The sequence below is a fragment of the Streptomyces spirodelae genome, assembly GCF_017676385.1.
In the GTDB taxonomy this organism is placed as follows: Bacteria; Actinomycetota; Actinomycetes; order Streptomycetales; family Streptomycetaceae; genus Streptomyces; species Streptomyces spirodelae.
On the sequence record NZ_JAFFZN010000023.1, the window covers coordinates 60,773 to 86,916 of the forward strand.

24 protein-coding genes and 1 riboswitch are annotated in these 26,144 nt (G+C 72.9%); of the genes, 7 read left to right on the plus strand and 17 right to left on the minus strand.

Annotated elements, in window-relative coordinates; genetic code table 11:
• Positions 1 to 8 precede the first annotated feature (8 nt).
• Both JW592_RS23145 and JW592_RS23150 read right to left on the minus strand, forming a co-directional pair.
• A complete protein-coding gene (locus JW592_RS23145; protein WP_209267124.1) occupies positions 9 to 998 on the minus strand; it encodes a hypothetical protein in 990 nt (329 codons plus the stop codon).
• Between the two features lie 107 nt (positions 999 to 1,105).
• The gene (locus JW592_RS23150; RefSeq protein ID WP_209267125.1) at positions 1,106 to 1,876 is read right to left on the minus strand and encodes an IclR family transcriptional regulator; all 771 of its coding nucleotides are present in this window, start codon (positions 1,874 to 1,876) and stop codon (positions 1,106 to 1,108) included.
• Positions 1,877 to 2,031: 155 nt separating this feature from the next.
• Here JW592_RS23150 and JW592_RS23155 point away from each other — a divergent pair, with 155 nt between their 5' ends.
• Together JW592_RS23155 and JW592_RS23160 are read left to right on the plus strand one after the other, a co-directional pair.
• A complete protein-coding gene (locus JW592_RS23155) occupies positions 2,032 to 3,558 on the plus strand; it encodes an aldehyde dehydrogenase (NADP(+)) (RefSeq protein WP_307805513.1) in 1,527 nt (508 codons plus the stop codon).
• A gap of 51 nt (positions 3,559 to 3,609) precedes the next feature.
• Positions 3,610 to 4,674, plus strand: a complete 1,065-nt coding sequence (locus JW592_RS23160) for an aminotransferase class V-fold PLP-dependent enzyme (RefSeq protein WP_209267127.1) — start codon at positions 3,610 to 3,612, stop codon at positions 4,672 to 4,674.
• A gap of 84 nt (positions 4,675 to 4,758) precedes the next feature.
• Here the strand turns inward: JW592_RS23160 and thpD are convergent, their stop codons facing one another.
• From thpD to ectA, 4 genes are all read right to left on the minus strand, one after another.
• Positions 4,759 to 5,658: an ectoine hydroxylase gene (gene thpD, locus JW592_RS23165; protein ID WP_209267128.1), complete on the minus strand. Its 900-nt coding sequence runs from the start codon at positions 5,656 to 5,658 to the stop codon at positions 4,759 to 4,761.
• Between the two features lie 171 nt (positions 5,659 to 5,829).
• A complete protein-coding gene (locus JW592_RS23170) occupies positions 5,830 to 6,234 on the minus strand; it encodes an ectoine synthase (protein WP_099879403.1) in 405 nt (134 codons plus the stop codon).
• 140 nt (positions 6,235 to 6,374) lie between these two features.
• Complete coding sequence (gene ectB / locus JW592_RS23175) at positions 6,375 to 7,643, minus strand: diaminobutyrate--2-oxoglutarate transaminase (protein ID WP_209267129.1); 1,269 nt, start codon at positions 7,641 to 7,643, stop codon at positions 6,375 to 6,377.
• Positions 7,644 to 7,743: 100 nt separating this feature from the next.
• Positions 7,744 to 8,259 carry a diaminobutyrate acetyltransferase gene (gene ectA / locus JW592_RS23180; RefSeq protein ID WP_209267130.1) on the minus strand — a complete coding sequence of 172 codons (516 nt, stop codon included), beginning with the start codon at positions 8,257 to 8,259 and terminating at the stop codon, positions 7,744 to 7,746.
• A gap of 535 nt (positions 8,260 to 8,794) precedes the next feature.
• Here ectA and JW592_RS23185 point away from each other — a divergent pair.
• The 4 genes from JW592_RS23185 to JW592_RS23200 all read left to right on the plus strand — a co-directional run bounded on the left by JW592_RS23185 (position 8,795) and on the right by JW592_RS23200 (position 12,703).
• Positions 8,795 to 9,895, plus strand: coding sequence for an amidohydrolase family protein (locus JW592_RS23185; RefSeq protein ID WP_209267131.1), 1,101 nt, complete (start codon positions 8,795 to 8,797; stop codon positions 9,893 to 9,895).
• Between the two features lie 201 nt (positions 9,896 to 10,096).
• The gene (locus tag JW592_RS23190; protein WP_209267132.1) at positions 10,097 to 11,515 is read left to right on the plus strand and encodes a carboxyl transferase domain-containing protein; all 1,419 of its coding nucleotides are present in this window, start codon (positions 10,097 to 10,099) and stop codon (positions 11,513 to 11,515) included.
• Positions 11,516 to 11,543: 28 nt separating this feature from the next.
• A complete protein-coding gene (locus tag JW592_RS23195) occupies positions 11,544 to 12,293 on the plus strand; it encodes a DsbA family oxidoreductase (RefSeq protein ID WP_209267133.1) in 750 nt (249 codons plus the stop codon).
• Positions 12,293 to 12,703: a DnaJ family domain-containing protein gene (locus JW592_RS23200; RefSeq protein WP_209267134.1), complete on the plus strand. Its 411-nt coding sequence runs from the start codon at positions 12,293 to 12,295 to the stop codon at positions 12,701 to 12,703. Before JW592_RS23195 ends, JW592_RS23200 begins: the two co-directional genes overlap by 1 nt.
• 15 nt (positions 12,704 to 12,718) lie before the next feature.
• Here JW592_RS23200 and JW592_RS23205 read toward each other — a convergent pair whose 3' ends face one another.
• The 11 genes from JW592_RS23205 to JW592_RS23255 all read right to left on the minus strand — a co-directional run bounded on the left by JW592_RS23205 (position 12,719) and on the right by JW592_RS23255 (position 24,624).
• On the minus strand, positions 12,719 to 14,032 hold the full coding sequence (locus JW592_RS23205) for an alpha/beta fold hydrolase (RefSeq protein ID WP_209267135.1): 1,314 nt from the start codon (positions 14,030 to 14,032) through the stop codon (positions 12,719 to 12,721).
• Between the two features lies 1 nt (position 14,033).
• Positions 14,034 to 15,107 carry an Rv2231c family histidinol phosphate aminotransferase CobC gene (gene cobC, locus JW592_RS23210; protein WP_209267136.1) on the minus strand — a complete coding sequence of 358 codons (1,074 nt, stop codon included), beginning with the start codon at positions 15,105 to 15,107 and terminating at the stop codon, positions 14,034 to 14,036.
• Positions 15,104 to 15,580 (minus strand): cobalamin biosynthesis protein, encoded by a 477-nt coding sequence (locus JW592_RS23215; RefSeq protein WP_209267137.1) that lies wholly within the window; start codon positions 15,578 to 15,580, stop codon positions 15,104 to 15,106. The genes cobC and JW592_RS23215 overlap by 4 nt, the downstream gene beginning before the upstream one ends.
• Positions 15,577 to 17,022, minus strand: coding sequence for a cobyrinic acid a,c-diamide synthase CobB (locus tag JW592_RS23220; RefSeq protein ID WP_229376650.1), 1,446 nt, complete (start codon positions 17,020 to 17,022; stop codon positions 15,577 to 15,579). The genes JW592_RS23215 and JW592_RS23220 overlap by 4 nt, the downstream gene beginning before the upstream one ends.
• 31 nt (positions 17,023 to 17,053) lie before the next feature.
• Positions 17,054 to 17,662, minus strand: a complete 609-nt coding sequence (gene cobO / locus JW592_RS23225) for a cob(I)yrinic acid a,c-diamide adenosyltransferase (protein WP_185016491.1) — start codon at positions 17,660 to 17,662, stop codon at positions 17,054 to 17,056.
• Positions 17,662 to 19,764, minus strand: a complete 2,103-nt coding sequence (locus tag JW592_RS23230) for a putative cobaltochelatase (RefSeq protein ID WP_209267138.1) — start codon at positions 19,762 to 19,764, stop codon at positions 17,662 to 17,664. Before JW592_RS23230 ends, cobO begins: the two co-directional genes overlap by 1 nt.
• 58 nt (positions 19,765 to 19,822) lie before the next feature.
• Positions 19,823 to 21,403: a cobyric acid synthase gene (locus tag JW592_RS23235; RefSeq protein ID WP_209267139.1), complete on the minus strand. Its 1,581-nt coding sequence runs from the start codon at positions 21,401 to 21,403 to the stop codon at positions 19,823 to 19,825.
• A complete protein-coding gene (locus JW592_RS23240) occupies positions 21,400 to 22,434 on the minus strand; it encodes a cobalamin biosynthesis protein (protein WP_209267193.1) in 1,035 nt (344 codons plus the stop codon). The genes JW592_RS23235 and JW592_RS23240 overlap by 4 nt, the downstream gene beginning before the upstream one ends.
• On the minus strand, positions 22,434 to 22,628 hold the full coding sequence (locus JW592_RS23245; protein WP_209267140.1) for a hypothetical protein: 195 nt from the start codon (positions 22,626 to 22,628) through the stop codon (positions 22,434 to 22,436). Before JW592_RS23245 ends, JW592_RS23240 begins: the two co-directional genes overlap by 1 nt.
• 53 nt (positions 22,629 to 22,681) lie before the next feature.
• Positions 22,682 to 22,803, minus strand: a riboswitch (cobalamin riboswitch).
• A 253-nt stretch (positions 22,804 to 23,056) separates the two neighbouring features.
• On the minus strand, positions 23,057 to 23,269 hold the full coding sequence (locus tag JW592_RS23250; RefSeq protein WP_209267141.1) for a hypothetical protein: 213 nt from the start codon (positions 23,267 to 23,269) through the stop codon (positions 23,057 to 23,059).
• A 20-nt stretch (positions 23,270 to 23,289) separates the two neighbouring features.
• A complete protein-coding gene (locus JW592_RS23255) occupies positions 23,290 to 24,624 on the minus strand; it encodes an inorganic phosphate transporter (protein ID WP_209267142.1) in 1,335 nt (444 codons plus the stop codon).
• A gap of 299 nt (positions 24,625 to 24,923) precedes the next feature.
• Here JW592_RS23255 and JW592_RS23260 point away from each other — a divergent pair, with 299 nt between their 5' ends.
• On the plus strand, positions 24,924 to 26,081 hold the full coding sequence (locus tag JW592_RS23260; protein ID WP_209267143.1) for an alpha/beta hydrolase family protein: 1,158 nt from the start codon (positions 24,924 to 24,926) through the stop codon (positions 26,079 to 26,081).
• Positions 26,082 to 26,144 lie beyond the last annotated feature (63 nt).

The following is a 26,144-nucleotide window of genomic DNA, read 5'->3' on the forward strand; positions in this document are numbered from 1 at the left end:
CGTGCGGCTCAGGCGTCCTGCCGCACCGTCCCGCCGGGAGCCGGCCGGTGCCTCAGCAGGCGCGCCCGGTGGCGCAGTTGCTGTGCACCCACTGCCGCGAGCAGTAGTCCGAGCAGCGCCTGGCAAGCGTAGGCCAGCAGCGTGCCGGTGCTCATCTGCTGGCCCAGCGGCCGGCCGCCGCCCGTCAGCGCGCCCAGCAGCAGCCAGCCGCCCCAGCAGGCCAGCACCCCGGAGCCGATCCAGGCGGCGCTCAGTGTGGGGCCCAGCCGGGGCGCGGTGCGGCGTACGGCACCGCGTGTACCGCCCGTACCGCCGGTACGCAGCAGCCGTCCGACTCCCGCCAGAGCGACGAGTGTGTACAGCAGGAACGCCGCGTCGACGATCCGCCTGTCGGCGCTCTGGTCGGCCATCTGGGTGGTCAGCCCCGCCACACAGGGCAGCGTCAGCAGCACAGCGGCGGCGAAGCCGAGCCGGGCCAGGACGGGCGATCTGTCCGGCGCGGCGATGTCGGGGTGCAGCGGTGAGCGCAGCAGTGCGCCCCAGCGGTCGTGGACGTAGCGCACGAACAGCGCGCCCAGGGCGAGGGCCTGCACGGTGAACCCGGAGTAGACCAGCGTCCACACCCAGCCGTCCAGAAGCTCGTCGGCCCCGCTGTCCTGGCCGGCGCCCCCGCTGAGCACCCCGTACAGCACCTGTGCGGGGAAGGCCGCGACGATCGGGCCGAGCAGGCCGCAGGCGATCCACAGGGGCAGGGCGAGCAATGCGGCCGGAAGGCGGCGCCCCCAGGGGCGGGTGAGGGCGAGCACCAGCAGGACGACGGTGCCGTCCATGGCGATGGTCAGGATGTTGACGAGCCACAGCGCGGTGCCCTCCTCGCGCAGCGGGCTGCCCGGCGGGATACCGAGGTTGCCGCCGGCGACCCAGATCAGTTTGAGGGCGAGGTACGGCAGGCAGGCGGCCACCGCGGCGGCGGCGAGGACGGTCTTGGTTCTCTCCATGCCCACCACGCTCCCGTGGCCCGGCGCCCCGCACGTCCTGCCGTACGGCGAACCGTCTCAGCCGCGCGGCCGAGGCGGCCGTCCTCAAGGAGGAGGCGCCGCCGCCGTCACAGCGTGCGCGTAGCGTGCATCAGCCGGTCCCGGGCGTCGAACAGCGCGTCCTTGATCATCTGCTCGTGCGCGGTCGTCAGCCGGGCCACCGGCACCGAACAGCTGATGGCGTCCCGGGCCGGGGTCCGGTAGGGGATGGCGACGCCGAAGCAGCGCAGCCCCAGCGTGTTCTCCTCCCGGTCCACGGCATACCCCTGCTCGCGCACAAGCCGCAGCTCCTCGATCAGCTTCTCGCGGTCGGTGAGGGTGTGTTCGGTCAGCTGCGGCAGGGTCTCGGGGAGGATCTTGCGCACCTGCTCGTCCGAGTACGTCGCCAGCAGGGCCTTGCCCAGCGACGTCGAGTGCGCCGGCAGCCGTCGCCCGACGCGGGTGAAGGGGCGCAGATAGTGTTGGGACTGGCGGGTGGCCAGGTAGACGACATTGGTGCCGTCCAGCCGTGCCAGGTGGATGGTCTCGGTGGTGTCGTCCGAGAGCCGGTCCAGGGTGGGCTTCGCGGCGGCCACGACCTCGTCGCCGTCGATGTAGGAGGTGCCCACCAGCAGCGCCCGTACGCCGATCCCGTAGCGGGTGCCGGTGGCGTCCGTCTCCACCCAGCCGAGGTCGACCAGCGTCCGGAGCAGCATGTAGAGGCTCGACTTGGGGTAGCCGACCGCCTCCTGCACGGCGGCGAGCGTGTGCATCCCGGGCCGCCCCGCGAAGAACTCCAGCAGCTCCACCGTCCGCACAGCCGACTTGACCTGCGAACCCCCCGCCTCGGTACTCGACATCGACCTTGACCCCTCTGTTCGCGCAGACCTACAGTCCCAAAGGAATTCACCTACAGGGATATTGTTCAGCATACCGAACAATGGGCTCTGCAGGGCCAGGAAGGCCGTGCGAGACGCCTGTAGGCGAGGGGATTCGCAGGACCAGGAGGACTCCGGTGGCAGCAGCAGTACCAGTGTGGAGCGTCGACCCCCGTACCGGGAAGCAGCGGGAACGGGTCGCCGACGAGGCCACCGCGGCCGATGTGGACGCCGCCGTGCGCGCCGCGCACCAGACGCTCCCCGCACTCGCCGACCGCGGGACACGTGTCGCCTTCCTGCGCGCCGCCGCCAAGCGCCTGGAGGCCGACGGCGAGCGGATCGTCGCCACGGCCGACGCCGAGAGCGCCCTGGGCGGGACCCGGCTGACCGGTGAACTCGCCCGTACGACGGGACAGCTGCGGGCCTTCGCCGACGAGGTCGAGGACGGCGGCTATCTCGACGTCATCATCGACCACGCCGACCCCGCGCTCACCCCGCCCCGGCCCGATCTGCGCCGCTACAAGCTGCCGCTCGGCGTCGTCGCCGTCTACGCCGCCTCCAACTTCCCCCTGGCCTTCTCCGTCCCCGGCGGCGACACCGCCAGCGCGCTCGCGGCCGGCTGCCCCGTCGTGGTCAAGGCCCACCCCGACCACCCCGCGACCTCCGCGCTGTGCGCGGCCGCGCTGCGGGCCGGCGCCGCCGACGCCGGGCTGCCCGAGGACGTCGTCTCGGTCGTCCACGGGTTCGACGCCGGGGTGGAACTGGTGCGGCACCCGCTGGTGTCGGCCGCCGGGTTCACCGGCTCCGTCAAGGGCGGCCGCGCCCTCTTCGACGCCGCGGCCGCGCGGCCCCGGCCCATCCCCTTCCACGGCGAGCTCGGCTCCCTCAACCCCGTGGTGGTAACCCGCGAGGCCGTCGCCGAGCGCGCCGAGCAGATCGGCGAGGGCCTGGGCGGCTCCATGACCCTGGGTACAGGACAGTTCTGCGTGAAGCCCGGCCTGGTCCTCGTCCCCGAGGGCGCGGACGGCGACCGGATGCTCGACAAGCTCGCCGGGACGCTGCGCGCCGCCACCCCAGGCCACCTGCTGGACGACCGGATGCGGGACGCCTTCCTGGCGGGCGTCACCGAGCGGTCGGCGCTCCGGCAGGTCGCGGCCCCGGTCGCCGCGGGGGTGGGTGAGGACGCGCGGACCGTGCGGCCCGGGCTGTTCACCATCCGCGCGGCCGAACTGGGTGAGGAGCACGCGCTGCTGCTGGAGGAGTGCTTCGGCCCGGTGAGCGTCGTCGTCCGGTACGCGGACGAGGCCGAGATCGAGTCGGTGCTGGACGCGATGGACGGCAGTCTCACCGCCACCGTGCACCTCTCCTCAGCCGAGGCGGCCGGTGACGCGGACGCCGCCGCGCTGCTCACCCGGCTCACCAAGATCGCCGGGCGCGTGCTGGTGAACGGCTGGCCCACCGGGGTTGCGGTGGCTCCGGCCCAGCACCACGGCGGCCCCTACCCGGCCACCACCTCGACCTCGACCTCCGTGGGGGCCACCGCCATCGAGCGCTGGCTGCGGCCGGTCGCCTTCCAGGACACCCCCGAGGCGCTGCTGCCCGAGGAGCTGCGGGACGACAACCCGCTGGGCCTGCCGCGCAGGGTCGACGGCGTCCGGGAGTGAGAGCCGGGTAACCCGGTGGACCGAACGCGGTTCCGCGCGGAGACTGGGCGGATGGATCAACGCTTGCTTGCCGCCGAGTTCAAGCCCGAGGTCACCTACTTCAACACCCCGTCCCACGGCCTGCTCCCGGCCCGTGCGGCGGCGGCCGTCACCGAGGCCGCCGCCGCGATGTCCACCGGCCGTATCGACCTGGTCTCCTACTTCGCGGAAGTCGACAAGGCGCGGGCCGCTTTCGCGCGGATCACCGGTACGACGACCGACCGGGTGGCGGCCGGTACCGCGGTCTCCACGCACATCGGGCTGATCGCCGCGTCCCTCCCCTCCGGCGCGGAAGTCCTCGCTCCGGAGGGCGAGTTCAGCTCCGTTGTCAACCCGTTCACGGTGCGCGACGACATCACCCTGCGCACCGTGCCGCTGACCGGGATCGCGGAGGCGGTGGAGCCCTCCACCACCCTGGTGGCCCTCAGCGCCGTGCAGTCGGCGGACGGCCGTATCGCCGATCTGCCCGCGGTCCGGGCGGCCGCCCGCGCAGCCGGCGCGCGGGTGCTCCTGGATGTGACGCAGGCGGCGGGCTGGCTGACCGTCAGCGCCGACGACTACGACTACGTGGTGTGCGGCGCCTACAAGTGGCTGCTGTGCCCGCGCGGCGCCTCCTTCCTGGTCGTCTCGCGGGAGGCGCAGGAGGAGCGGGCGCTGCGGCCGCACAACGCGGGCTGGGTGGCCGGGGCCTCGCCCTGGGACGACTGCTACGGCCCCATCGCGCGGCTCGCCCCGGACGCGCGCGCATTTGCCGAGTCGGTGCCCTATCTGCCGTATCTGGGCGCCGCGCGCTCGCTCGGGCTGATCGAGGAGCTGGGCGGACCGGAGGCGATCGGGGCGCACGACCAGGCACTGGCCGCGCGGTTCCGCAAGGGCGTCGCCGGGCTCGGCCGCGGATACGAACCGGTGCCGGGGGACTCGGCGATCGTGGCGGTCCCCGGCCTCGGCCACGCCGCGGAGGGGCTCGCCGCCGCCGGAGTGACCGTCTCGGTGCGGAACGGCAACCTGCGCGCGGGCTTCCACGTCCACAACACGGAGGAGGACGTGGACCGGCTGCTCGACCTGCTGTCGGGCTGAGCGCGCGCCGCGCCGGGCCCACAGGTGAAACGGGGGCGGGACCGCGTCCGGTCCCGCCCCCGCATCAGTGGGATTCCGGCCGCGTCACTTCACGGGCGTGAAGTCCCGCGCCCCGATGAACTCGGGACGGCGGATCGGCGCAGCGAAGGGTTCCTCCGCCTGGTTCTCAACGCTGTTGAAGACGATGAACACGTTGCTCCGCGGGTAGGGAGTGATGTTGTCACCGCTTCCGTGCATGCAGTTGCAGTCGAACCAGGTCGCCGAACCCGGCTTGCCGGTGAACAGCTTGATGCTGTGTGCTTCGGCGAACTTGGTCAGGGACTCGTCGGTCGGTGTCCCCGCGTCCTGCATCTGCAGCGACTTCTTGTAGTTGTCCTTCGGCGTCTCTCCCGCGCAGCCGAGGAAGGTCTTGTGCGACCCCGGCATGATCATCAGGCCGCCGTTGGTCTCGTAGTTCTCCGTCAGCGCGATCGAGACCGACACGGTCCGCATCCGGGGCAGACCGTCCTCCGCGTGCCAGGTCTCGAAGTCGGAGTGCCAGTAGAACCCGGTGGCGCCGAAGCCCGGCTTGACGTTGATCCGGGACTGGTGGACGTAGACGTCCGAGCCCAGGATCTGCCGTGCCCTGCCCACCACACGCGGGTCACGCACCAGCTGTGCGAAGACCTCGCTGATCTTGTGCACCTCGAACACGGACCGGATCTCCTGGGACTTCGGCTCGACGATCGAGCGCTCGTCCGCGCGCATCTCCGGATCCGAGGTGAGCCGTTCCAGTTCCCGCCGCAGCACATCGACCTCGTCCGGTCCGATGAGCTGGTCGATGGCGAGGAACCCGTCCCGCTCGTAGTCCGCCAGGTCCGCGGCCTCGATGGGCCCCGGCGTACCCGGTTCGGACCACACGACGGGGTCCATCCGCGGGATGGCCACCTCGGTGGTTCCGCGAGTCGGGTACAGGTCGGCGGTGCGCTCGGGTGCGGTGGTCATGGAAGTGCCTTCCTCTCCTCTCGTACGGCCCTGTTCACTTGGCGAAACGGCCTGGACGGCCGAAGTGGACCGGCGAACGGTCCCCATCACGGAGGGGCTGTGCCTCAGCGTGTCAGCACCTTGGCGCTTCGGCTCGGCGGTGCTGCGGCGCGTCGCCGCTCGGCCCTCGGGTCAGTCGTCGTCGGGCTCGGTGAGCAGCGGGTAGACGCCGTTCTCGTCGTGGTCCTCGCGGCCGGTGACCGGCGGGTTGAAGACGCACACGCAGCGGAAGTCGGTCTTCGGGCGCATCGTGTGCTTCTCATGCCCGTCGAGCAGGTACATCGTGCCGGGAGAGATCCAGTGCTTCTCGCCGGTCTCGTCGTTGGTCAGTTCCGCCTCGCCCTCGACGCAGAGCACGGCCTCGATGTGGTTGGCGTACCACATGGAGGTCTCGGTGCCCGCGTAGAGGACCGTTTCGTGCAGGGAGAAGCCCACCTTCTCCTTCGCGAGAACGATGCGCTTGCTCTCCCAGGTGCCCGACGCCGCCTTGACGTGTCGGTCGGTGTTCTCGATGTCCTTGAAGGAACGAACGATCACGGTCTGATGGTGCCTTTCTCTCTGTCCCCTATGGAAGAGGGCTTTTGTTGTCCATTTCGGACAAAGTCCTTGCCATGGGTGTCCGTTATGGAAGAGGCCCGTCCCGGCTGAGACAGCCGGGACGGGCCACGTCTTGTGGGTCAGACGGTCTCTCGGACCGCCCGCGCCAGGATGCGCAGGCCCTCGTCCAGCTCCTCGGGGGTGATGGTCAGCGAGGGCAGCAGTTTGACGACCTCGCTCTGCGGACCCGAGGTCTCGATGAGCAGCCCCAGCTCGAAGGCACGCTTGGCGACGGCGTTCGCACGGCTCTTGTTGTGGAACTCCAGGCCCCACACCAGGCCGCGGCCGCGGTAGTCGGCGACCTCCTCGGAGTGCTCCTCGGCGATCGCCTTGAGGACTGCCTCGACCTGCTCACCGCGGGAGAGGGTCTGCTTCTCCATCTGGCCGTCGGCCCAGTAGGTCTGCAGCGCGGCGGTGGCGGTGACGAAGGCCGGGTTGTTGCCGCGGAAGGTGCCGTTGTGCTCGCCCGGCTCCCAGATGTCCAGCTCCGGTTTGAACAGGGTGAGAGCCAGCGGCATCCCGTAGCCGCCGATGGACTTCGACAGCGTGATGATGTCCGGCTTGATGCCCGCCTCCTCGAAGGAGAAGAAGGCGCCGGTGCGGCCGCAGCCCATCTGGATGTCGTCGACGATCAGCAGCATGTCGTGCCGCTCGCACAGCTCGGACAGGGCGCGCAGCCACTCGGCACGGGCGACGTTGATGCCGCCCTCGCCCTGCACCGTCTCCACGATGACGGCCGCCGGTTTGTTGAGCCCGGAGCCCTGGTCCTCCAGCAGCCGCTCGAACCAGACGAAGTCCTCGGTGGTGCCGTTGAGGTAGTCGTCGAACGGCATCGGGGTGCCGTGCACCAGCGGGATGCCGGCGCCGGCGCGCTTGAAGGCGTTCCCGGTCACGGCGAGCGAGCCCAGCGACATGCCGTGGAAGGCGTTGGTGAACGAGACGATCGACTCGCGGCCCTTGACCTTACGGGCCAGCTTCAGCGCCGCCTCGACGGCGTTGGTGCCGGTCGGCCCCGGGAACATCACCTTGTGGTTCATCCCGCGCGGCGCCAGGACCAGCTCCTGGAAGGTTTCCAGGAAGGAGCGCTTGGCGGTGGTGGACATGTCCAGCCCGTGCACGACGCCGTCGCGCTCGAGGTAGTCCAGGAGGGCCCGTTTGAGAACCGGGTTGTTGTGGCCGTAGTTGAGAGTGCCTGCTCCGGCGAAGAAGTCGAGGTAGGTGTGGCCGTCCTCGTCGTACATGTGCGCGCCCTGCGCCCGGTCGAAGATGGTCGGCCAGCCACGGCAGTAGCTGCGCACCTCCGATTCCACGGTTTCGAAGACGCTGAGGTCCGGCTGGGTGATGGTCACAGCTTGCTCCTGGGAGTGAGTCGCGTGGGAAGAAAAGTCTGCTTATGAGCGGATGGGCGGTCGGCGACGGTGCCTACCCGCGGGTCCGGGGCCGTATACGTCAGCGCTTCGATGCGCCGGGAAACACGACCGGACCGATCCGGTACAGCACTTCCGGCAGGTGGCCGTCCTCCGGGAAGAGGGCGGCGTCGAACAGCACGTCCTTGGCGACCGCGGCCGAGTGGCGCTGCGCGTAGGAGGTGAACAGCCGGTTGGAGGGGGTGTTGTCCGGGGTGACCGTGGTCTCGACGGTGTCGATGCCGTACTCCTCGGCGACGCGGAGCGTCAGCCCGTCCAGCATCGCCGCCGCGAGTCCGCGGCCCCTGGCCGCCTCGTCGACGGCGACCTGCCAGACGAGGAGGGTGCGCGGCTGCTGGGGGCGCACATAGCCGGTGATGAAGCCGGCCGGCTCGCCCGCGCCGTCGCGGGCGACCACCGAGGTGGCGGCGAAGTCGCGGCACCACAGCAGGTAGCTGTACGAGGAGTTCAGGTCGAGGGTCTTCGAGTCGCGGGCGATGCGCCAGATCGCGGCTCCGTCGTCCACACGGGGTGTGTCGAGCTTCAGTCCCTCCGGCATTTCGAGAAAGTCTCTGTGGGCACGTGCATGGTCTGCTTGTGCGGCGGTCATGTGAATTCAACTTACCCAGCGAAATCCAAAACTGCACGGGCGGCAGGGGTTACGCGAGAAGGGGGTCATATGTTATCGCGCGCGGGCGTGCGGGCGCGCTAGACCGCTGCGCCGACCCCCTGTTTGAGCAGACATATCGGTATATAGCGGCCGACTTGTTGAGTGCATCACAGTCCGATAACGTCCGTGCGAACTGTCCGTGATTAGCGCCGCTGACCTGCGATGAAGCTAACGAAATCTTAGCGTTTGAGCTGACGGAAAGCGGGAAGAAGAATACGGGCACCTGTACCGGAAAAGTGACCTGGATTGCATCGTAAAGCCGGAGCCTACGGCCTGTCTGTGTTTTCGCGGAGCTCTTTCTTCGCTTTCGGTCCCGCCGGTGTTCACCCCACGGCTGTCCGCGGGTGGTGCGGGCCCAGCCGGCGGCTCGGACCAGGCCCCGCGTTCTGGACGCCCCCCTGTGCCGCCCTCGTACAGTGCGGGCATGAGCGAGCGCGCGAGGCTGCACATCAAGGGGCGGGTGCTGGTCGGACCCGAGGACGTACGGGACGAGCTGTGGGTGGTGGACGGACACATCACCTACGAGCGGCCGGGCGCCCCCGGCGCCGGAGCCGAGCCCACTGTACTGACCGGCTGGGTGCTGCCCGGCCTGGTGGACGCGCACTGCCACGTGGGACTGGACGCGCACGGCCCCGTGGACGACTCGACCAGCGAGAAGCAGGCACTCACCGACCGGGAGGCGGGCGCGCTGCTCCTGCGCGACGCCGGGTCGCCCTCCGACACCCGCTGGATCGACGAGAGGGACGATCTGCCCCGCATCATCCGCGCCGGCCGCCATATCGCCCGTACGCGCCGCTACATCCGCAACTACGCCCACGAGATCGAGCCCGGCGACCTGGCCGCCTACGTGCGCCGTGAGGCGCGGCGCGGCGACGGCTGGGTCAAACTCGTCGGCGACTGGATCGACCGCGAGGAAGGCGATCTGACCTCCTGCTGGCCGCGCTGGGCCATCGAGGAGGCCATCGCGGCCGCCCACGAGGAGGGCGCCCGCGTCACCGCGCACTGCTTCGCCGAGGACTCGCTGACGGACCTGGTGGAAGCCGGTATCGACTGCATCGAGCACGCCACCGGGCTGACCGAGGAGACCATCCCCCTCTTCGCGGAGCGCGGCGTCGCCATCGTTCCCACCCTGGTCAACATCGCCACCTTCCCGACCCTCGCGGCGGGCGGCGAGGCCAAGTTCCCCCGCTGGGCCGCGCACATGCGCGAGCTGCACGCCCGCCGCTACCAGACCGTGCGGTCCGCGTATGAAGCGGGCATCCCCGTCTTCACCGGCACCGACGCGGGCGGCTCCCTGGCGCACGGCCTCGTCGGCCAGGAGGTCGCTGAACTGGTGCAGGCCGGCATACCGGTGCTGGACGCGCTCTCCGCGGCCACCTGGGGAGCCCGCAACTGGCTGGGCCGCCCGGCCCTGTCCGAGGGCGCGCCCGCGGACTTTGTGATTTATGAGACCGACCCACGGGCGGACGTCCGCGTGCTTGAGGCTCCACGCCATGTGGTGCTGCGGGGGTGTGTGGTGCGGTGACGGGGAGGGGGTGCCCCTTGGCGTAGTTCGCGGTCTGCGGGTGCGTTGTGGCCGCTCGCGCAGTTCCCCGCGCCCCTGAATGGCTGCCCCGCGAAGCTTGGGCAGTCTGCTCCCCCAGCCTTCGGCCGGGAGGTACCCCCAGGGCGCAGGGTGGGCAAGCGCAGCCCCCATGCGGGCCCCGGGGTACGGCAACCTGGAGGCATGAGGCCAACGGCACGCACCTTGCTGTCCCAGGTAGCGGAAGAGTTCACGGAGTTCGACCCCCCGAAGGAGCGCCCCGCGTCGACGGACGGCCCCCTGGGGTGGCCCGGATACGACGAGATGCGGGCGCAAGCGCAAGCCCGCACCGGGGAAACCGAATCCGTGGTGACCGGCACAGGCCGCATCGGCGAAGCCGACGCCGTCCTGCTCTGCTTCGAGTTCGGCTACCTGGGCGGCTCCCTCGGCGAACGCACCGGCGACCTCATCGAGGCGGCCCACACCCGAGCCCGGGAAGAGCGGCTGCCCATCGTCGCCCTGGTGGCCACCGGCGGCAGCCGGATGCAGGAGGGCATGCGCGCCCTCGCCCAGCTCCAGCGCGTCTCCCGGCAGTCCGCGCTGACCCGTGCCGCGGGCCTGCCGCAGCTCGCCGTCGTCCGCGACCCGACGACGGGCGGCGGCTGGGCCACTCTCGCCGCCGGCGCCGACGTGGTGCTCGGCCTGCCCGGCGCGCAGGCCGCGTTCGCCGGCTCGCGCGTACGGCCGGGCGCCGCCGACCCCGCCGCGTACACCGTGGAGGCCCAGCACGCCGCCGGGCACATCGACCGCGTCGTTCCCGAGGCGGAGCTCCCCGGCGTCCTCGCCCACTGGCTCACCGTGCTGCGCTCGAGCACCGGCTCGCGGCAGCAACCCGAGCCGGCACCGGTGCCGTCCGCGCTGCCGGGGCCGACCGCCTGCGGACGGCTGCCCGACAGCGGCGCCGAAGCCGTCGCACGTGCCCGGGCCGCGGCCCGCCCGCGCGCCGAGGCGTACCTGGAGGCGTACTTCGAGGACCGTGCGGAGATCAGCGGCGACCGCTGCTCGGGCGCCGACGCGGGCATGCTGTGCGGATTCGGCCTGCACGAGGGGCGCACGGTCGCCTACGCGGCGCAGTGCGGCACCCCCACGAGACCGGCCGGCTACCGCACGGCCGCGCGGCTCATCCGGCTGGCCGGGCGGCTGCGCGTGCCCGTACTGACCCTGATCGACACTCCGGGCGCCGCCAACGGGCCGGACGACGAGCGGGCGGGCGCCGGCCCCGCCATCGCCGAGGTCTTCGCCGCCGTCGCCGAGGCCACCGTGCCGGTCACCTCGCTGCTGATCGGCGAAGGCGGCTCGGGCGGTGCCCTGGCGCTGGCGGCACCCGGCAGGCTGTGGGCCACTCCGGACAGCTACTTCTCCGTGATCGCACCTGAGCTCGCGGCCGCCATCCTCAAACGCGACTCCGCACAGGTCCCACGGACCGCCGAGGAGCTGCGGCTGCGCCCCCAGGACGCCGTCGAACTGGGCGTGGCCCAAGGTGTGGCGGAAACGGCGCACGAGGCCGCGCGGACGCCCGGCGTCTCGGGTGCGGTGCGCGGTGGCCGGGCACCGCGGGCGTAGCGGGTGCGCGGCGGCGGTTCGAGGTGGCATGCGCGTAGAGATCTGGTCGGACATCGCCTGCCCGTGGTGCTACATCGGCAAGGCCCGGTTCGAGAAGGGCCTGGCGGCCTTCGCCCACCGGGACGAGGTGGAGGTGGTGCACCGCTCCTTCGAGCTCGACCCGGAGGCGGGCGGGCCCACCGGCGTGCCGGTCACCAGGATGCTGGCCGACAAGTACGGTCTCACGCCCGAGCAGGCTCAGGCGGCCGAGCAGCGGGTCGCCGGGACCGCGCACGGTGAGGGACTCGGCTACGCGTCCGGCCGCCTGGCGAACGGCTCCACCTTCGCGCTGCACCGGCTGCTGCATCACGCCAAGCGGCAGGGCCCCGCTGTGCACGCCGCGCTGCTGGACGCCTTCTACCGCGCCAACTTCGCCGACCTGCGGCCCCTCGGCGACCCGGAGACCGTTGTGGCCGTCGCCACCGGCGACGGGTTGGACGAGGCCGGGGTGCGCCGAGTCCTGGCTGACGAGGACGCCTACGCGGCCGAGGTACGGGCCGACGAGCGCGAGGCAGCGGCCCTCGGCGCCACCGGGGTGCCCTTCTTCGTCCTCGACCGCCGCTTCGGCGTCTCGGGCGGACAGCCCGCCGAGGTCTTCACCCAGGCGCTGGAGCAGGCGTACGAGGCCGCCGGCGGGCTCGTCCAGGTCGCAGCCGCCGACGCCTCCGGGCAGGACGCGGGCGCCGCGTGTGAGGATGGAGCCTGCGAGGTGCCCGCACACCGCACGGAGGACGTGTGATGACCGAACGCAAGCCGCCGGGCGTCAGCTTCGAGAGCTGGGCGGACCGGCAGATCCGGGAGGCCGAGGAGCGCGGCGAGTTCGCCGACCTCCCCGGCGCGGGAAAGCCGCTGCCCGCCCTCGACAAGCCGTACACCGAGCAGTGGTGGGTCGAGCGCAAGATGCGCGACGAGAACCTCTCCTACCTGCCGCCCTCCCTCGCCCTGCGGAAAGAGGCCCAGGAGGCCGCGGAACGGGCCGCCGAGGCCCGCTCCGAGGCCGAGGTGCGCTCGCTTCTCACCGAGATCAACGCCAGGATCGACGAGGCGATCCGCAACCCGCCCGAAGGGCCGCCGCACCGCCTCGTCCCGTTCGACGTGGAGAGTGCCGTGCGGGAGTGGCGCTCCAACCGCTCCCGGCGGCAGGCGTAGCGGACAGGCGCCGACTCACCGCTCGCCGCGCGCCATCGCCAACAGCCGCTCCAGTACCTCGCCGTCGCTGACCCGCAACGCGTCGTGCTCCCACTCGTCGGTGACCCAGGTGCGGATACGGGGCACGGCACGAGCGGTGGCCAGCGAGTGGTCGCGGTCCACGTACATGTCGCCGTCGTAGACGGCCGCGTACACCGGCACCTCGTTGCCGGCCAGCCGCTCGGTGTCGTACAGATCCGGCCAGTCGCCCCGTTCGGCCAGCAGATCCGCCACCTCGCGCAGCGGCGACAGCGCCGGGTCGAGGCCGAACATCCAGGGGTAGATCATCTCGCCGGTCAGCAGCACCGGTTCGCCGGCGGCCGTCGCGCGCTCCGCGTCGAACCCAGGGAACTCCGCCCTGACCCGCTGCGCCGCCCACCTGGTGCCCTGGCTGCCGAGCGAGCGCTGCGCGTAGATCGGCTCGTGCAGTACGGCGAACAGGGGCCTGGCCGCCAGCGAGATCTGCGCCCGTACGCCCTCCAGGAAGCTGTCCGACAGCTCCGGCCCGGCAGCGCCCCCGAGCCACGCGCTCTCCAGCAGATAGTGCAGCCTGTGCGAGCCCGATCCCTCGCCCAGCAGCATGCCCAGACACTGGAACCGCTCCACCGTCAGCGGACTGCCGTCGGGGAGCCGCACCTGGTGCGCGGCCAGGTGCGCGGCGATCTGCCGCACCGTCTCGATGTCCTGGGGGTAGCGCGCGTAATGTGCCGCGTTCTTGGCGGCCACCCGTGGGTAGGCCGCGCGGTAGACGTCCTCCGCGCTGGTGCGCAGTCCCGGCAGTCCGCCCGTCACGAACGCCTCCCGTACGCCCTCGGGCGCCAGGGAGAGGTAGGTGAGCGTGCAGAAGCCGCCGAAGCTCTGTCCCAGCGTGGTCCACCGCACGTTCTCGCCCAGCAGGCGCCTGCGGATCAGCTCCGCGTCGCGCACGATCGAGTCCGCGCGGAAGTACGTCAGATACTCCGCCTGTTGCGCCGCTGTGCCGCGCAGCGCGAGGGACTGCCGGTTGGCGGGTGTGGAGCGGCCGGTGCCGCGCTGGTCGAGCAGCAGCACCCGGTAGTGCCGCAGCGCCACGCGCAGCCAGCTGTCCTGGCCCACCGGGCGCGGTGAGCCGCCCCCGGGGCCGCCCTGGAGGAACAGCAGCCACGGCAGCTCCTCGCTCTCCCGCCCCGCCGCGACCACCTCACGGGCGAACACCTCGATCTGTTCGCCCTCCGGACGGGCGTGGTCCAGCGGTACAGGGAAGACATGGTCGGTCAGTACGGTGCCGGGGTGTCGCAGGGTGGTCGGCATATCACTCCTCCAGCGCCTTGTGCAGCGCCACAATGAAGCGGTCGGTCGTGGCCCGGTCCCGTACCGCTGTCCGGAACCACTGCGGGCCGAGCCCCGGGAAGGTGTCCCCGCGGCGCACCGCGAAGCCCAGTTCGCGCAGCCGGTCGCGCAGCAGGGCCGCGCGTGGGTGCCGCACCAGCAGGAAGGGACCCTCAGGCGTGTCCGTCGCCTCGCGCACCCCCGCCGAGTGCAGCCGGGCGAGCTGCTCCCGCAGGTGGTCGCGGTCCGCCGCGAACTGCCGGGCCGCCGCCTGTGCTTCCCGCAGAGCGTCCGGCGTACTGCACGCCTGGGCCGCCACCAGCGCGGGAGCCGACACCGGCCACAGCGGCTGGTGGTGTGCCAGCGCCCGCACGGTCTCCGGGTCGCTCAGCACATAGCCGACGCGCAGTCCGGCCAGACCCCAGGTCTTGGTGAGGCTGCGCAGTACGACCGTCCGGCCGGGCAGCCGTCCCAGCAGCGGCACCAGGGACTCCCGTTCGCCCGGCACGGCGTCCACGAACGCTTCGTCGACGACCAGTGTGCGCCCCGTGCGTGCGAGTCCGGCCAGGGCCGCTGCGGGGTGCAGCACGGACGTCGGGTTGGTTGGGTTGCCGACGACCACCAGATCGGCGCCGTCCGGTACCGCGTCCGGCTCCAGCCGGAAGCCGTTCCCGGGCCGCAGCAGCACCCGCTCCACCCGGTGCCCCGCGTCCCGCAGCGCCGCCTCGGGTTCGGTGAACTGCGGATGCACCACGACCGGGCGGTCGGCCGGGAGAGCCCGGGCGAGCAGGACGAAGCCCTCCGCAGCGCCCGCGGTCAGCAGCACCTGGTCCACGGCCAGCCCGTGCCGCTCGGCGACCGCCTGCCGTGCCGGACCGCCGTCCGGATAGGCGGCCAGTGACTCCAGCGAGGCGGCCAGCCGGTCGCGCAGCCACGCCGGGGGAGTGCCGGTGCGCACGTTGACGGCGAGATCGGTCAATCCGCTTCCGGCGCCGCGCACTTCCGCGTCCCCGTGGTGACGCAGCGCCTCGCCCGAAGCGGTCACGTCGGTGTTCACGGCTCCCTCCCGGGCACGGAGACGGCGGCGACGGCGGCGGTGGCCCGCACCGGAGTGCCGGCCGGCGGCCGCGACTTGGTCTTCGGTACCAGCAGCACGGGAGCGCCGCCCTGGACGGTCGTCCCGCTGCCCCCGCCGCTGGCCAGCAGCGCGGCCGCCTCGGCGACCGAGGGGGTGCCCACCGCCGTGCGGGAGAAATCCGAGGGGTGCGGTACCCGCACCCGGGCCAGCGTCCGCGCGTCGTAGGCGATCAGGGGCAGTCCCAGTTCGCGCGCCGCCGCCAGCAGCCCCGGCTCCTCGGCGCGCGCCCGGACGGTCGCCAGCGCCGCCGCGGTGCCCTCCGCGAGCCCCGCGGCCGCCAGGACACCCCGGATCAGCCCCAGCACCTCCTCGGCCCGCACACCGGCGCAGGTGCCCACGCCGACGGTGACCAGCCGGGGACTCGCAGCCGCACCCGCGCCGAACGGGCTCACGCTGTCCTCGCCGCCTTCCCGGCCTCTCCTGCCTGTGTCTTCCCGTCCTTCGCGGTCTCTTCCGCTTCGCGGCCCGCCGTGCCCTCCGCCTCCCACTGCCGCGCGCACCGCGCCACGAACCGCGCCGCCATCCCGGGCGCGGCCGCCCAGTGCACATGCAGATAGGAGGCGTGCACATTGCCCTGTGCGAAGCCGTCGGGGCGACGCTCGGGCCGTACCAGCCCCCAGGCGGGCACCTGGCCCGCGCCCGGCAGCAGTTCGGTGCGGTGGAACTCGTGCCCCCGCACCCGGGTACCGGTCTTTGCGAGCACGCTGTCCGCGACGGCCACCGCCTCGCGGTAGCCCAGCGTCAGCCGTTCCGCCATCCGGCCGCGCGCGTCGAGTACGCCGCACATCGGCTTCCCGTCCAGCTCCCGCGACAGATACAGCAGTCCGGCGCACTCGGCCGCGACGGGGCCGCTGAAAGCCGCGATCTGCTCGCGCAGGGGTCGGTTTTCGGCCAACTCCGGAGCGTATACCTCCGGGAAGCCTCCGCCGATCACGAGCCCCGCCGTACCGTGCGGCAGCGCCTCGTCCCGCAGCGGGTCGAAGCCGACGACCTCGGCACCGGCGGCGCGCAGCAGTTCGGCGTGCTCGGCGTAGGAGAACGTGAACGCCTCCCCGCTCGCCACCGCCACCCGCGGCGCCCGCGCCACCGGCTCGGCCCCCACCTCGGCTGCCGGGTCCCAGACGTCGCCGGGCAGCGCCGGAGCCTGCCGCGCCAGCGCCAGCAGCGCCTCGAGATCGCAGCCCTGGCGCACCCGCTCGGCCAGCGCCGCCACCGACTCCACTGCCTCGGCGCGCCGCTCGGCCACCGGGACGAGCCCCAGGTGCCGGGAGGGAGCGCGCACCACCTTGGTACGGCGCAGCACGCCCAGCACCGGCACTCCCGAGCCGTCCAGCGCCTCGCGCAGCAGCTCCTCGTGCCGGTCGGAGCCCACCTTGTTCAGCACTACGCCCGCGACCCGCACCTCGGGGTCCCAGGAGGCGAAACCATGCACCAGCGCGGCCACCGAACGGGACTGCGACGAGGCGTCGACCACCAGCACCACCGGGGCGCGCAGCAGCTTGGCCACATGCGCGGTCGACGCCAGCTCGCCCTGCCCCGCGGCGCCGTCGTACAGCCCCATCACGCCCTCGACGACCGCGAGGTCCGCGCCGCGTGCCGCATGGCCGAACAGCGGCGCGATCCGCTCGGGACCGCACAGGTACGCGTCCAGGTTGCGGCCGGGACGCCCGGTCGCCAGTGCGTGGTAGCCGGGGTCGATGTAGTCCGGGCCGACCTTGTGCGGCGAGACGGTCAGCCCGCGCTCGGCGAACGCGGCCATCAGCCCCGTCGCCACCGTCGTCTTGCCGCTTCCTGAGGACGGCGCGGCAACGACCAGACGCGGCACGCCGATCATGGCGCCCCCGCCGGGCGCACATCCCGTACGGTCACCACTCGATGCCCTTCTGCCCCTTCTGGCCCGCGTCCATCGGGTGCTTGACCTTGGACATCTCGGTGACCAGATCCGCCGCGTCGATCAGCTGCTGCGGCGCGTTCCGACCGGTGATGACCACATGCTGGGTGCCGGGGCGGTCCCGCAGCACGGCGACCACCTCCTCGACGTCGACCCACCCCCAGTGCATCGGATAGGCGAACTCGTCCAGCACCAGCAGCCGGTACGTCTCGGCGGCCAGGTCCCGCTTGACCTGCTCCCAGCCCTCGCGGGCCGCCGCCTCGCTGCTCATCTCGCCGTCCTGGACGTTGCGCTGGATCCACGACCAGCCCTCGCCCATCTTGTGCCAGGTGACGCTGCCGCCCTCGCCGGAGTCGCCGAGCACCTTGAGCGCGCGCTCCTCGCCGACCTTCCACTTGGCGGACTTGACGAACTGGAACACCCCGATCGGCCAGCCCTGGTTCCACGCGCGCAGCGCCAGCCCGAAAGCGGCCGTCGACTTGCCCTTCCCGACGCCCGTATGGACCGCCACCAGCGGCCTGTTGCGCCGCTGCCGCGTGGTGAGGCCGTCCTGCGGTACGACGTTCGGCTGTCCCTTCGGCATTACGCCGCCCTCCCTGCGTGCCCTGCGTTACGTGAGTCGGTTGTACTGCGGACGAGTTCGGTCACCGCGTCCGCGCGCAGCTCGTCCAGCGTGACCGCGCGGCCGCCCAACTGGGCCGCCAGCTCCCTGGCCAGCCCCAGCCGTACATGGCCCGCCTCGCAGTCGACCACCACCGAAGCGGTACCGTCCGCGGCCAGCAGCCGCGCCGCCTGCCGGGACCGCACCAGCGGCTCGGGGCCGCCCGTGGCACGCCCGTCCGTCACCGTGACCAGCAGCGGCCGCCGGGCCGGGTCCCGCAGCCGCTCCACCCGCAGCACCTCGCGTGCCCGCAGCAGCCCCGCCGCCAGCGGCGTACGCCCACCGGTCGGCAGCGACTCCAGCCGGGCCGCGGCGGCGTCCACCGACGAGGTGGGCGGCAGCGCCACCTCGGCCTCACCGCGCCGGAAGGTCACCATCCCGACCTTGTCCCGCCGCTGATAGGCGTCCAGCAGCAGCGACAGCACCGCGCCCTTGACCGCGCTCATCCGCTGCCGCGCCGCCATCGACCCCGAGGCGTCCACGACGAACAGCACCAGATTGCCCTCGCGGCCCTCCCGCACGGCCTCCCGCAGATCGTCCCTGCGCACCAGCAGACCGCTGCCCCGACGGCCACGGGCGTGCTGATACGGGGCCGCCGCCTGCACGGTGGCGGCCAGGTGCAACTTGCCCAGCGCACCTTGCGGACGGCGCGCCCCCGTCGTACGGCCGTGCGCCGTGCGGGCCCGCGAGCGCCGCCCGGCCGCGCCCTCGCCGAGCCCGGGCACGGTGAGGGTACGGGCCCTGAACGGCTCGCCCGCGGGTGCGGCAGCCTGCTGAGGGGGCGCCGGAGCGTTCGGGTCGGGCTCCCCCGTGGCGCCTTCCGGGGACTGCGGTGAGGCCGCCTGCTCGGCGGGCTCGGGCTGCGGCTGCCCGGGGATGGAGTGCTCACTCCGCGGGCCCTGGGCCTCGTCCTGCGGAGCGCCCTGCGGCGGCACCCCGCCACCGCCGTCGGGACCGCCGTCAGGGCCGCCGTCGTCCGGACCCTCCGGTTCAGGCCCGCTGTCGTCGTCCTGGCCGGCGTTCTCCTCCAGCGTCCGGTCCAGCTTGTCCTCGTCCAGGCCGGGGGCGTCGAACGGATTGCGCCGCCGCCGGTGCGGGAGGGCCAGCAGCGCGGCCTGCCGCACATCCGCCGACTCCACGTCGGCGCGCCCCGCCCAGGCGGCCAGCGCCGTCGCCGTGCGGGCCATCACCAGGTCGGCGCGCATGCCGTCCACCTCGAACGCCGCGCAGGTCGCCGCGATCTGCCTCAGCGCCGCGTCACCGAGCCGTACCCGGGGCAGCAGCTTTCGGGCAGCGGCGATCTGCTCCCGCAGCTCCCGTTCGTCGTCCGCCCAGCGCGCCGCGAAGCCCTCCGGGTCGTCGTCGTACGCCAGCCGCCGCCGTACGACCTCGACCCGCTCGTCCGTCTCGCGCGAGGCGGCCACCTCGACCGTCAGCCCGAACCGGTCGAGCAGCTGCGGGCGCAGCTCGCCCTCTTCCGGGTTCATGGTGCCCACCAGCAGGAACCGGGAGGCGTGCCGTACGGAGACACCTTCGCGCTCCACGTACGAGGCGCCCATCGCGGCGGCGTCCAGCAGGAGGTCGACCAGGTGGTCGTGCAGGAGGTTGACCTCGTCCACGTACAGCACGCCCCGGTGCGCGTCGGCCAGCAGCCCGGGCTCGAACGCCTTCACGCCCTCCGACAGCGCCCGTTCGATGTCCAGCGCCCCCACCAGCCGGTCCTCGGAGGCGCCGACGGGCAGCTCCACCATGCGCGCCGCGCGTGACTCGGCGGCGCCGGTGGCCTCGTGCGGGCCGTCCGGACACGCGGGGTCGGGTGCGGCGGGGTCGCAGGAGAAGCGGCAGCCGGGCACGACGTCGACACCGGGCAGCAGCGCTGTGAGCGCCCTGACGGCTGTCGACTTGGCGGTGCCTTTCTCACCGCGCACCAGCACGCCGCCGATGGCCGGCGAGACGGCGTTCAGCAGCAGCGAGAGCTGGAGGTCCGCCTGGCCGACGAGGGCGGTGAAGGGGTAGGGGGTCACGTGACGGTCACTCCTTCGAGTGGCTTGGCTGAGTCAGGGGCGGCGGAGTGCGGGCCGCTCACGGCGGCGCCCCCGGCGGTACGAACGGCAACCCCTCCGGGACCCCCTTCTCGATGAGCCGCAGCAGCGCACCCGTGTCCGCGTGCTCCTCGATCAGATCGCCGAGCCGGTCGAGCTGCTCCTCGCGCAGCGCGGCGAACCGGGTGTCCGGCGCCGGTACGAAGGCGCGGCCCGAGTCGGCCGCCACCCGGCGCAGAAAGGCTCGACGGAAGCCGTCCGACTCCAGCGAGCCGTGCCAGTGTGTGCCCCACACGGTGCCGACCCGGCAGCCGTCCAGCGGGGCCTCGTCGGTGTCGCACATGAACGGCTCACCGCCGTACACCTCGGCCACCCCGTGGTGGATCTCGTAGCCCTCCACGGCCTCACCCAGTGCCGCACCGTGCGGCCGCGCGAGGGTCTTGTCCCGGGCGAACTTCACCCGCACCGGCAGCACTCCGAGCCCGTCGACCACTCCGGCACGCGACTCGACATCGTCCTCGATACGCTCGCCCAGCAGTTGGTAGCCGCCGCAGACACCCAGCACCGGCCGCCCCTCGGCCGCGCGCCGCACCAGTGCCTCGGCCAGCCCCCGAGCGCGCAGCCACTCCAGCGCCTTGACCGTTCCCCGGGTGCCGGGCACCACCACCAGGTCCGCGTCGGCCAACTCCTCGGGACGGTCGCAGAACCGCACCACCACACCGGGTTCGGCGGCCAGCGCGTCCACATCCGTGAAATTGGACATCAGCGGTACCGACAGCACGGCGACGCGCAGCACGTCGGCCCCGTGCGGCGGTGCGACGGCGGACTCCCGCACGGTCCCGCGCAACGACACCCCCAGCCCGTCCTCCTCGTCGATGCCCAGCCCGTGCTGGTACGGCAGCACGCCCAGCGTGGGCCGTCCGGTCAGCTCGCGCAGCATCCGGAGACCGGGCTCCAGCAGCGAGACGTCCCCGCGGAACTTGTTGACCAGGTAGCCCGCCAGCAGCTCCTGGTCCTCGCGCGCCAGCAGCGCCGTGGTCCCGAAGAGCGAGGCGAACACCCCGCCCCGGTCGATGTCCCCGACCACCAGCACCGGCAGCCGACAGGCGCGGGCCAGCCCCATGTTGACGATGTCACTGCGGCGCAGATTGATCTCGGCTGGGCTGCCCGCGCCCTCGCAGATCACCGCGTCGTGGGTGCTGCGCAGCTCCTCCAGACAGCCCGCGACGGTCTCCAGCAACTCCTCGCGCCGCCCGTGGCGGAGGCCCCCCTCGGGGCCGTCCGTGTGGCGGCCGAAGTACCCGCGAGCCGACATCTCGCCGACCGCCTTGCCCAGCAGTACGACCTGACTGGTGCGGTCGCTGCCCGGCTTCAGCAGCACCGGGTTCATCAGCGCGCTCGGCTCGACCCGGGCCGCGGCCGCCTGCATGGCCTGCGCACGGCCGATCTCGGCGCCGTCGAGAGTGACGTAGGAGTTGAGCGACATGTTCTGCGCCTTGAACGGCGCGACCCGCACGCCCTGCCGGGCCAGCCAGCGGCAGATGCCCGCCGTGACCACGCTCTTGCCCGCGTCCGATGTCGTCCCGGCGACCAGCAGGCCGCCCGTTGTGCGCTTGCTCACCGCATCCCTCCCGCTCCGCGGCCCCGCCCGAACCGGCGTACTGCCGTACCCACCAGGCAGCTCGTGGCCAGTGCCAGCAGTCCTACCCGCCGCGACAGGCGCACAGCTCGCTCGATGTCCGCCGTGCGGACAGCGCGCCCGGCGCCGTTGAGCACGGGCCGGTGCTCCACCCGCCCGCCGTAGGAGAGCGTCCCGCCCAGCCGCACCCCGAGCGCGCCCGCGAACGACGCTTCGACAGGGCCCGCGTTGGGGCTGGGGTGCCGGTGCGCGTCGGCGCACCAGGCGCGTACGGCACCGCGCGGGTCCGGCCCGGACAGTGCGGCAAGCGCGGCGGTCAGTCGCGCCCCGGGGCGGCCCACCACGTCGTCCAGCCGCGCCGCCGCCCAGCCGAAGCGGCGGTGACGCGGGGAGCGGTGACCGACCATCGCGTCGAGCGTGTTGACCGCGCGGAAGCACACCAGCCCGGGGACGCCTGCCAGCGCGCCCCACACCAGCGCTCCCACCACGGCGTCGGAGGTGTTCTCCGCGACCGACTCGACCACGGCGCGGGCCACCGCGGGGGCGTCCAGGGCCTGCGGGTCGCGCCCGCACAGCGCGGGCAGCCTCTCGCGTGCCAGCTCCAGATCCCCGGCTTGCAGCGCCGCGCCCACGGCCCGGGCCTCCCGGGTCAGTGAAGTGCCCCCGAGGACGGCCCAGGTGGCGGCGGCGGTCAGTACGACAGCGGGAACCGGGTTCCGGCCGCGGGCGGGTTCGCGTACCGACCCGAGCGCCTCCCGCGCACCGGCAGCGGGGCTTGCGGGCGTGCCGAGGGCGACTGCCGTGGCGGCCCCGGCCGCCGCGACGGCGCCTCCCGCGCAGAGCACCACGTACAGCGCTCCCGCGCCCCGGTGGTCGCGCCATATACGGCGCTCCAGCGCGGCGGCGGCCCGTCCGAAGGCGGCGACGGGGTGGCCGCGCCGCGGGTCGCCCAGCAGCGCGTCGGCGGCGAACCCCAGTACGAGGCCGCCTGCCCGGACATCGAGGGCCCGCATCACGCGGCGGGTCCGGCGCACGCGCTCCCGACGGTACTCGGGAGGGCGCCGGGCAGTTCTGCGGCCCGCACGGCGGCGGCGAGGGCGGCAGCGGGTACGGCGGCGACAGGTGCGTCGCAGGCGGGTGTGTCGCCGACAGGTGTGTCGCCGATGGGTGTCACGACGGCAGCGGCTATGGCGGCAGGGCCACGCATCACGGTGTCCTCACTCAGGGTCCTCGCCCTGGCTCGACTCGACCGGCGGCGAGAGTCTCCTGGCTCCCGGATCCGCACCACCCTCGCCTTCCAGCCCGCGTGGGCCGTGGCTTCGTTGAGGGAGGCGCTCCCCGGTGACAGTGGCGGGACCGCGCCGGATTCGCACCGGCTTCCTCTCCATGCCGCCGTTTGGCACGGGCAGTCCACCACGTGGGACCTGCGGTGGGCAAACCCGAACGGCGGCCGGGCGGCTCGATGGTGCGGGGGCGGAGCCCGCGTCGGCCGCCGGACGCTCACCGGCGTGGTCGCTCGCCGTCGCGGCGGTAGAACGTACGCGGGCTCCGCCCCCGCACCCCCGGCCAGCTGCCGGAAGGGAGCGAAGGCGAAGCCACGAATACGAATCCTCGCCGAGGGCTGCGCAGCGAGGGCTAAGCGGCGATCAGATAGATCCCGTACGCCACCGCCGCCACGCACACGGCGTAGCAGGCGTACGCGCCGGTACGGGCGAGCGGCGACGGCGTGGAGCCTGCCGTGCGGGGCGAGCCCGAGACTATGCCGAGGGTGAAGATGCCCACGAGTCCCACCGTCGCCACCAGGCTGACGCCGAATACCTGGCCGAGTGCGGCCCAGTCGATGTCCATGCGGTCGTCCTTCTGCCTAGCTAGCTGAGGGTGCCGGCCGACGCGGGGCGGCCTGTCGAGTTCTGGGTCTCCGCCACGGGCTCCTCCTCGGAGGGGGTGACGGCGACGCCCACGCCCGCCGGGGGCGGAGGCGGAGAGACGGCCCGGATGGCGGTGGTGACCACCCCCGCCGGCTCGGGCACACCTGCCGGCTCGGCGCCGGGCGCCGGCTCGGCGGCCGGGCCGGGGATCTCCGCGCCCTGCACGGCGGGCTCGACCTCGTTGACGTTGGTGTGGTCGACCGGCGCCCGCCGGGAACGCACCCAGATGGCGCCGCAGAGCGCGAGGGCGAGGACGGCGACCGTCGTCACACCCCAGTCGCCCTGCTCGGCCAGCAGCGCCGCTCCCGCGGCGACCCCGCCTGCGGCGGGAAGGGTCAGCGCCCAGCCGATGACCATGCGGCCCGCCGTGCCCCACCGGACGATGCCGCCCTTGCGGCCGAGCCCGGAGCCCATGACGGCACCGGAGCACACGTGGGTGGTCGAGAGGGAGAAGCCGATGTGCGAGGAGGCCAGGATGGTGGCCGCCGCGCTGGTCTGGGCCGCGAAGCCCTGCGGGGGCTGGATGTCGGTGATGCCCTTGCCCATGGTGCGGATGATGCGCCAGCCGCCGAGGTAGGTGCCCAGCGCGATGGCCAGACCCGCCGAGGCGATGACCCAGACCGGCGGGTCGGAGCCGGGCGCCAGGGCGCCGCCGGTGACCAGCGCCAGCGTGATGACGCCCATGGTCTTCTGCGCGTCGTTGGTGCCGTGGGCGAGGGAGACCAGCGCGGCCGAGGTGATCTGGCCCGCGCGGTAGCCCTTGGCGGTCCGCGCCTCGTCGGCGTTCCGGCCGATCCGGTAGGTCAGCCGCGTGGCGCACATCGAGGCGATGCCCGCGACCAGCGGCGCGGCGAGCGCCGGGATGAGGACCTTCATGACGACGACGTCGCCGTTGACAGCCCCTGTGCCGACGGCGGCGAGGGTGGCGCCGAGCAGTCCGCCCATCAGTGCGTGCGAGGAGCTGGAGGGCAGCCCCGCAAGCCACGTCAGCAGGTTCCAGATGATCGCGCCGACCAGCCCCGCGAAGATCACTTCGGGCTGGATACCGGAACCTTCATCGATGATTCCCGAGGAAATGGTCTTGGCCACCTCGATGGACAGGAAGGCCCCGAGGAGGTTGAGGACCGCGGACATGGCCACCGCCGCCCGAGGAGCCATTGCCCCGGTGGAGATGGTCGTGGCCATGGCGTTGGCCGTGTCGTGGAAGCCGTTCGTGAAGTCGAACACCAAGGCCGTGACGATCACGATCCCGATGAGAAGCGTGATGTGTTCCATTCACCAGGCACAATCAGTTCGAGGGGCAGTGACATCGTGAACGTAAAGACGGCGAGTGAACGGCAGGTGAACTGGGGCGGGCATCCAGGTGTCGCCCCCTGACGCCTGTTGTGTGGGTCACATCACACCGTAAAGGCGGCGGTTCTCCTCCGGTCAACAGGACGCGACGCCAAATAGGCCGACCCTTGCCGGCACCCGGCCGACCGGCCCCGTTTCCCCGGTGTTTCCCCCGTGCGGTGGTCACCCTCCCGGACCGCTCCGTTGGTTTCGCCCGCCCGATCGCGTCAACACTGAGGAGGATGCGTCTGCGAACCGCGGCATGGGCCGCGACCTCCGTGCTCGGTACCGGCGCGGCCACCCTGGCGGCCGGACGGTACGCCGCCGACGCCGCGCTGCGCCCGCCGCGCCCGCGGAACGACGGCGGCAGCAGACCCACCGCCGGCTTCGAGGGCACCCGGCTGACCGTGCACTCGCACGACGACGCGCGGATCGCGGTCACCCGCTCCCTGGCGGCCAGACTTCCCGGCGTCTACGGGCTGACCGGGCGTGGCGTCCACGCCGCAGTCGGACCTGTACTGGAGGACGCGACGGCGGCCGAGCCCCGCCCGCACGCCGTCGTACGGGAGCTGCGCCGCGTCGACCGCGGCCGGCTGAGCATCGGCGCCACCGTCCGCCTCACCCCGCAGGTCTACGTCGGCGACCCCGGCGAGGCGCTGGGCATGGAGTACGCAGATGTCGAGATCCCCGGCGAACTCGGCCCGCTGCCCGCCTGGTTCGTACCCGGGGACCGCAGCGCCTGGGTGATCACCGTGCACGGCTTGGGCGCCACCCGGGAGCACCCCCTGACGCTGCTCCCGTTCTACCGCAGCCACAGCCTCCCGGTGCTCGACCTTGCCTACCGGGGCGACGAGGGAGCGCCGCCGTCCCTGGACGGCATCGGCCACCTGGGCAACTCCGAATGGCGCGACCTGGACGCCGCCATCCGGTACGCCGTCGAGCACGGCGCCCAGCGGGTGATCCTGCACGGCTGGTCCAGCGGCGCCACGATGGCCCTGCACGCGGCGGCGCACTCCCCGCTGCGGGACCGGGTGGTCGGTCTCGTGCTGGACTCGCCCGTACTGGAGTGGTCCCGCACGGTGCGCGCCCTGGCGAGCTCACGCGGAACCCCCCGCGCCCTGCTGCCGCTGGTGGTGCGCGCCGTCCAAGGGCGCGCCGGCCTGCCCGAGAGCCGCGATGAGCTGCTGGCGGACCCGGCGAAGCTGACGGTGCCCACGCTGCTGCTCCACGGCCCCGCCGACACCATCGCCCCCTGGGACGGCTCCCGGGCGCTGGCCGCACACCGCCAGAATCTGGTCTCCCTGCACAAGATCGCGCATGCTCCGCACGCCGCCATGTGGAACGCCGACCCGCACGGCTACGAGGAGAAGCTGCGCCGCTTCCTCACCCCCTTCATGTGAGGGACCCCTCCGGCTGAATGCGAGGGCCCTCTCCGGCGGCTGAGGCACCCGTCAGGTGGGGCC

What these genes read in the sequence shown, in the direction of transcription:
- JW592_RS23145 (WP_209267124.1), bottom strand. Translation starts at nt 998, where the DNA reads ATGGAGAGAACCAAGACCGTCCTCGCCGCCGCCGCGGTGGCCGCCTGC.
- JW592_RS23150 (WP_209267125.1), bottom strand. Translation starts at nt 1,876, where the DNA reads ATGTCGAGTACCGAGGCGGGGGGTTCGCAGGTCAAGTCGGCTGTGCGG.
- JW592_RS23160 (WP_209267127.1), top strand. Translation starts at nt 3,610, where the DNA reads ATGGATCAACGCTTGCTTGCCGCCGAGTTCAAGCCCGAGGTCACCTAC.
- thpD (WP_209267128.1), bottom strand. Translation starts at nt 5,658, where the DNA reads ATGACCACCGCACCCGAGCGCACCGCCGACCTGTACCCGACTCGCGGA.
- ectA (WP_209267130.1), bottom strand. Translation starts at nt 8,259, where the DNA reads ATGCCGGAGGGACTGAAGCTCGACACACCCCGTGTGGACGACGGAGCC.
- JW592_RS23185 (WP_209267131.1), top strand. Translation starts at nt 8,795, where the DNA reads ATGAGCGAGCGCGCGAGGCTGCACATCAAGGGGCGGGTGCTGGTCGGA.
- JW592_RS23190 (WP_209267132.1), top strand. Translation starts at nt 10,097, where the DNA reads ATGAGGCCAACGGCACGCACCTTGCTGTCCCAGGTAGCGGAAGAGTTC.
- JW592_RS23195 (WP_209267133.1), top strand. Translation starts at nt 11,544, where the DNA reads ATGCGCGTAGAGATCTGGTCGGACATCGCCTGCCCGTGGTGCTACATC.
- JW592_RS23200 (WP_209267134.1), top strand. Translation starts at nt 12,293, where the DNA reads ATGACCGAACGCAAGCCGCCGGGCGTCAGCTTCGAGAGCTGGGCGGAC.
- JW592_RS23205 (WP_209267135.1), bottom strand. Translation starts at nt 14,032, where the DNA reads ATGCCGACCACCCTGCGACACCCCGGCACCGTACTGACCGACCATGTC.
- JW592_RS23220 (WP_229376650.1), bottom strand. Translation starts at nt 17,022, where the DNA reads ATGATCGGCGTGCCGCGTCTGGTCGTTGCCGCGCCGTCCTCAGGAAGC.
- cobO (WP_185016491.1), bottom strand. Translation starts at nt 17,662, where the DNA reads ATGCCGAAGGGACAGCCGAACGTCGTACCGCAGGACGGCCTCACCACG.
- JW592_RS23240 (WP_209267193.1), bottom strand. Translation starts at nt 22,434, where the DNA reads ATGCGGGCCCTCGATGTCCGGGCAGGCGGCCTCGTACTGGGGTTCGCC.
- JW592_RS23245 (WP_209267140.1), bottom strand. Translation starts at nt 22,628, where the DNA reads ATGCGTGGCCCTGCCGCCATAGCCGCTGCCGTCGTGACACCCATCGGC.
- JW592_RS23250 (WP_209267141.1), bottom strand. Translation starts at nt 23,269, where the DNA reads ATGGACATCGACTGGGCCGCACTCGGCCAGGTATTCGGCGTCAGCCTG.
- JW592_RS23255 (WP_209267142.1), bottom strand. Translation starts at nt 24,624, where the DNA reads ATGGAACACATCACGCTTCTCATCGGGATCGTGATCGTCACGGCCTTG.
- JW592_RS23260 (WP_209267143.1), top strand. Translation starts at nt 24,924, where the DNA reads ATGCGTCTGCGAACCGCGGCATGGGCCGCGACCTCCGTGCTCGGTACC.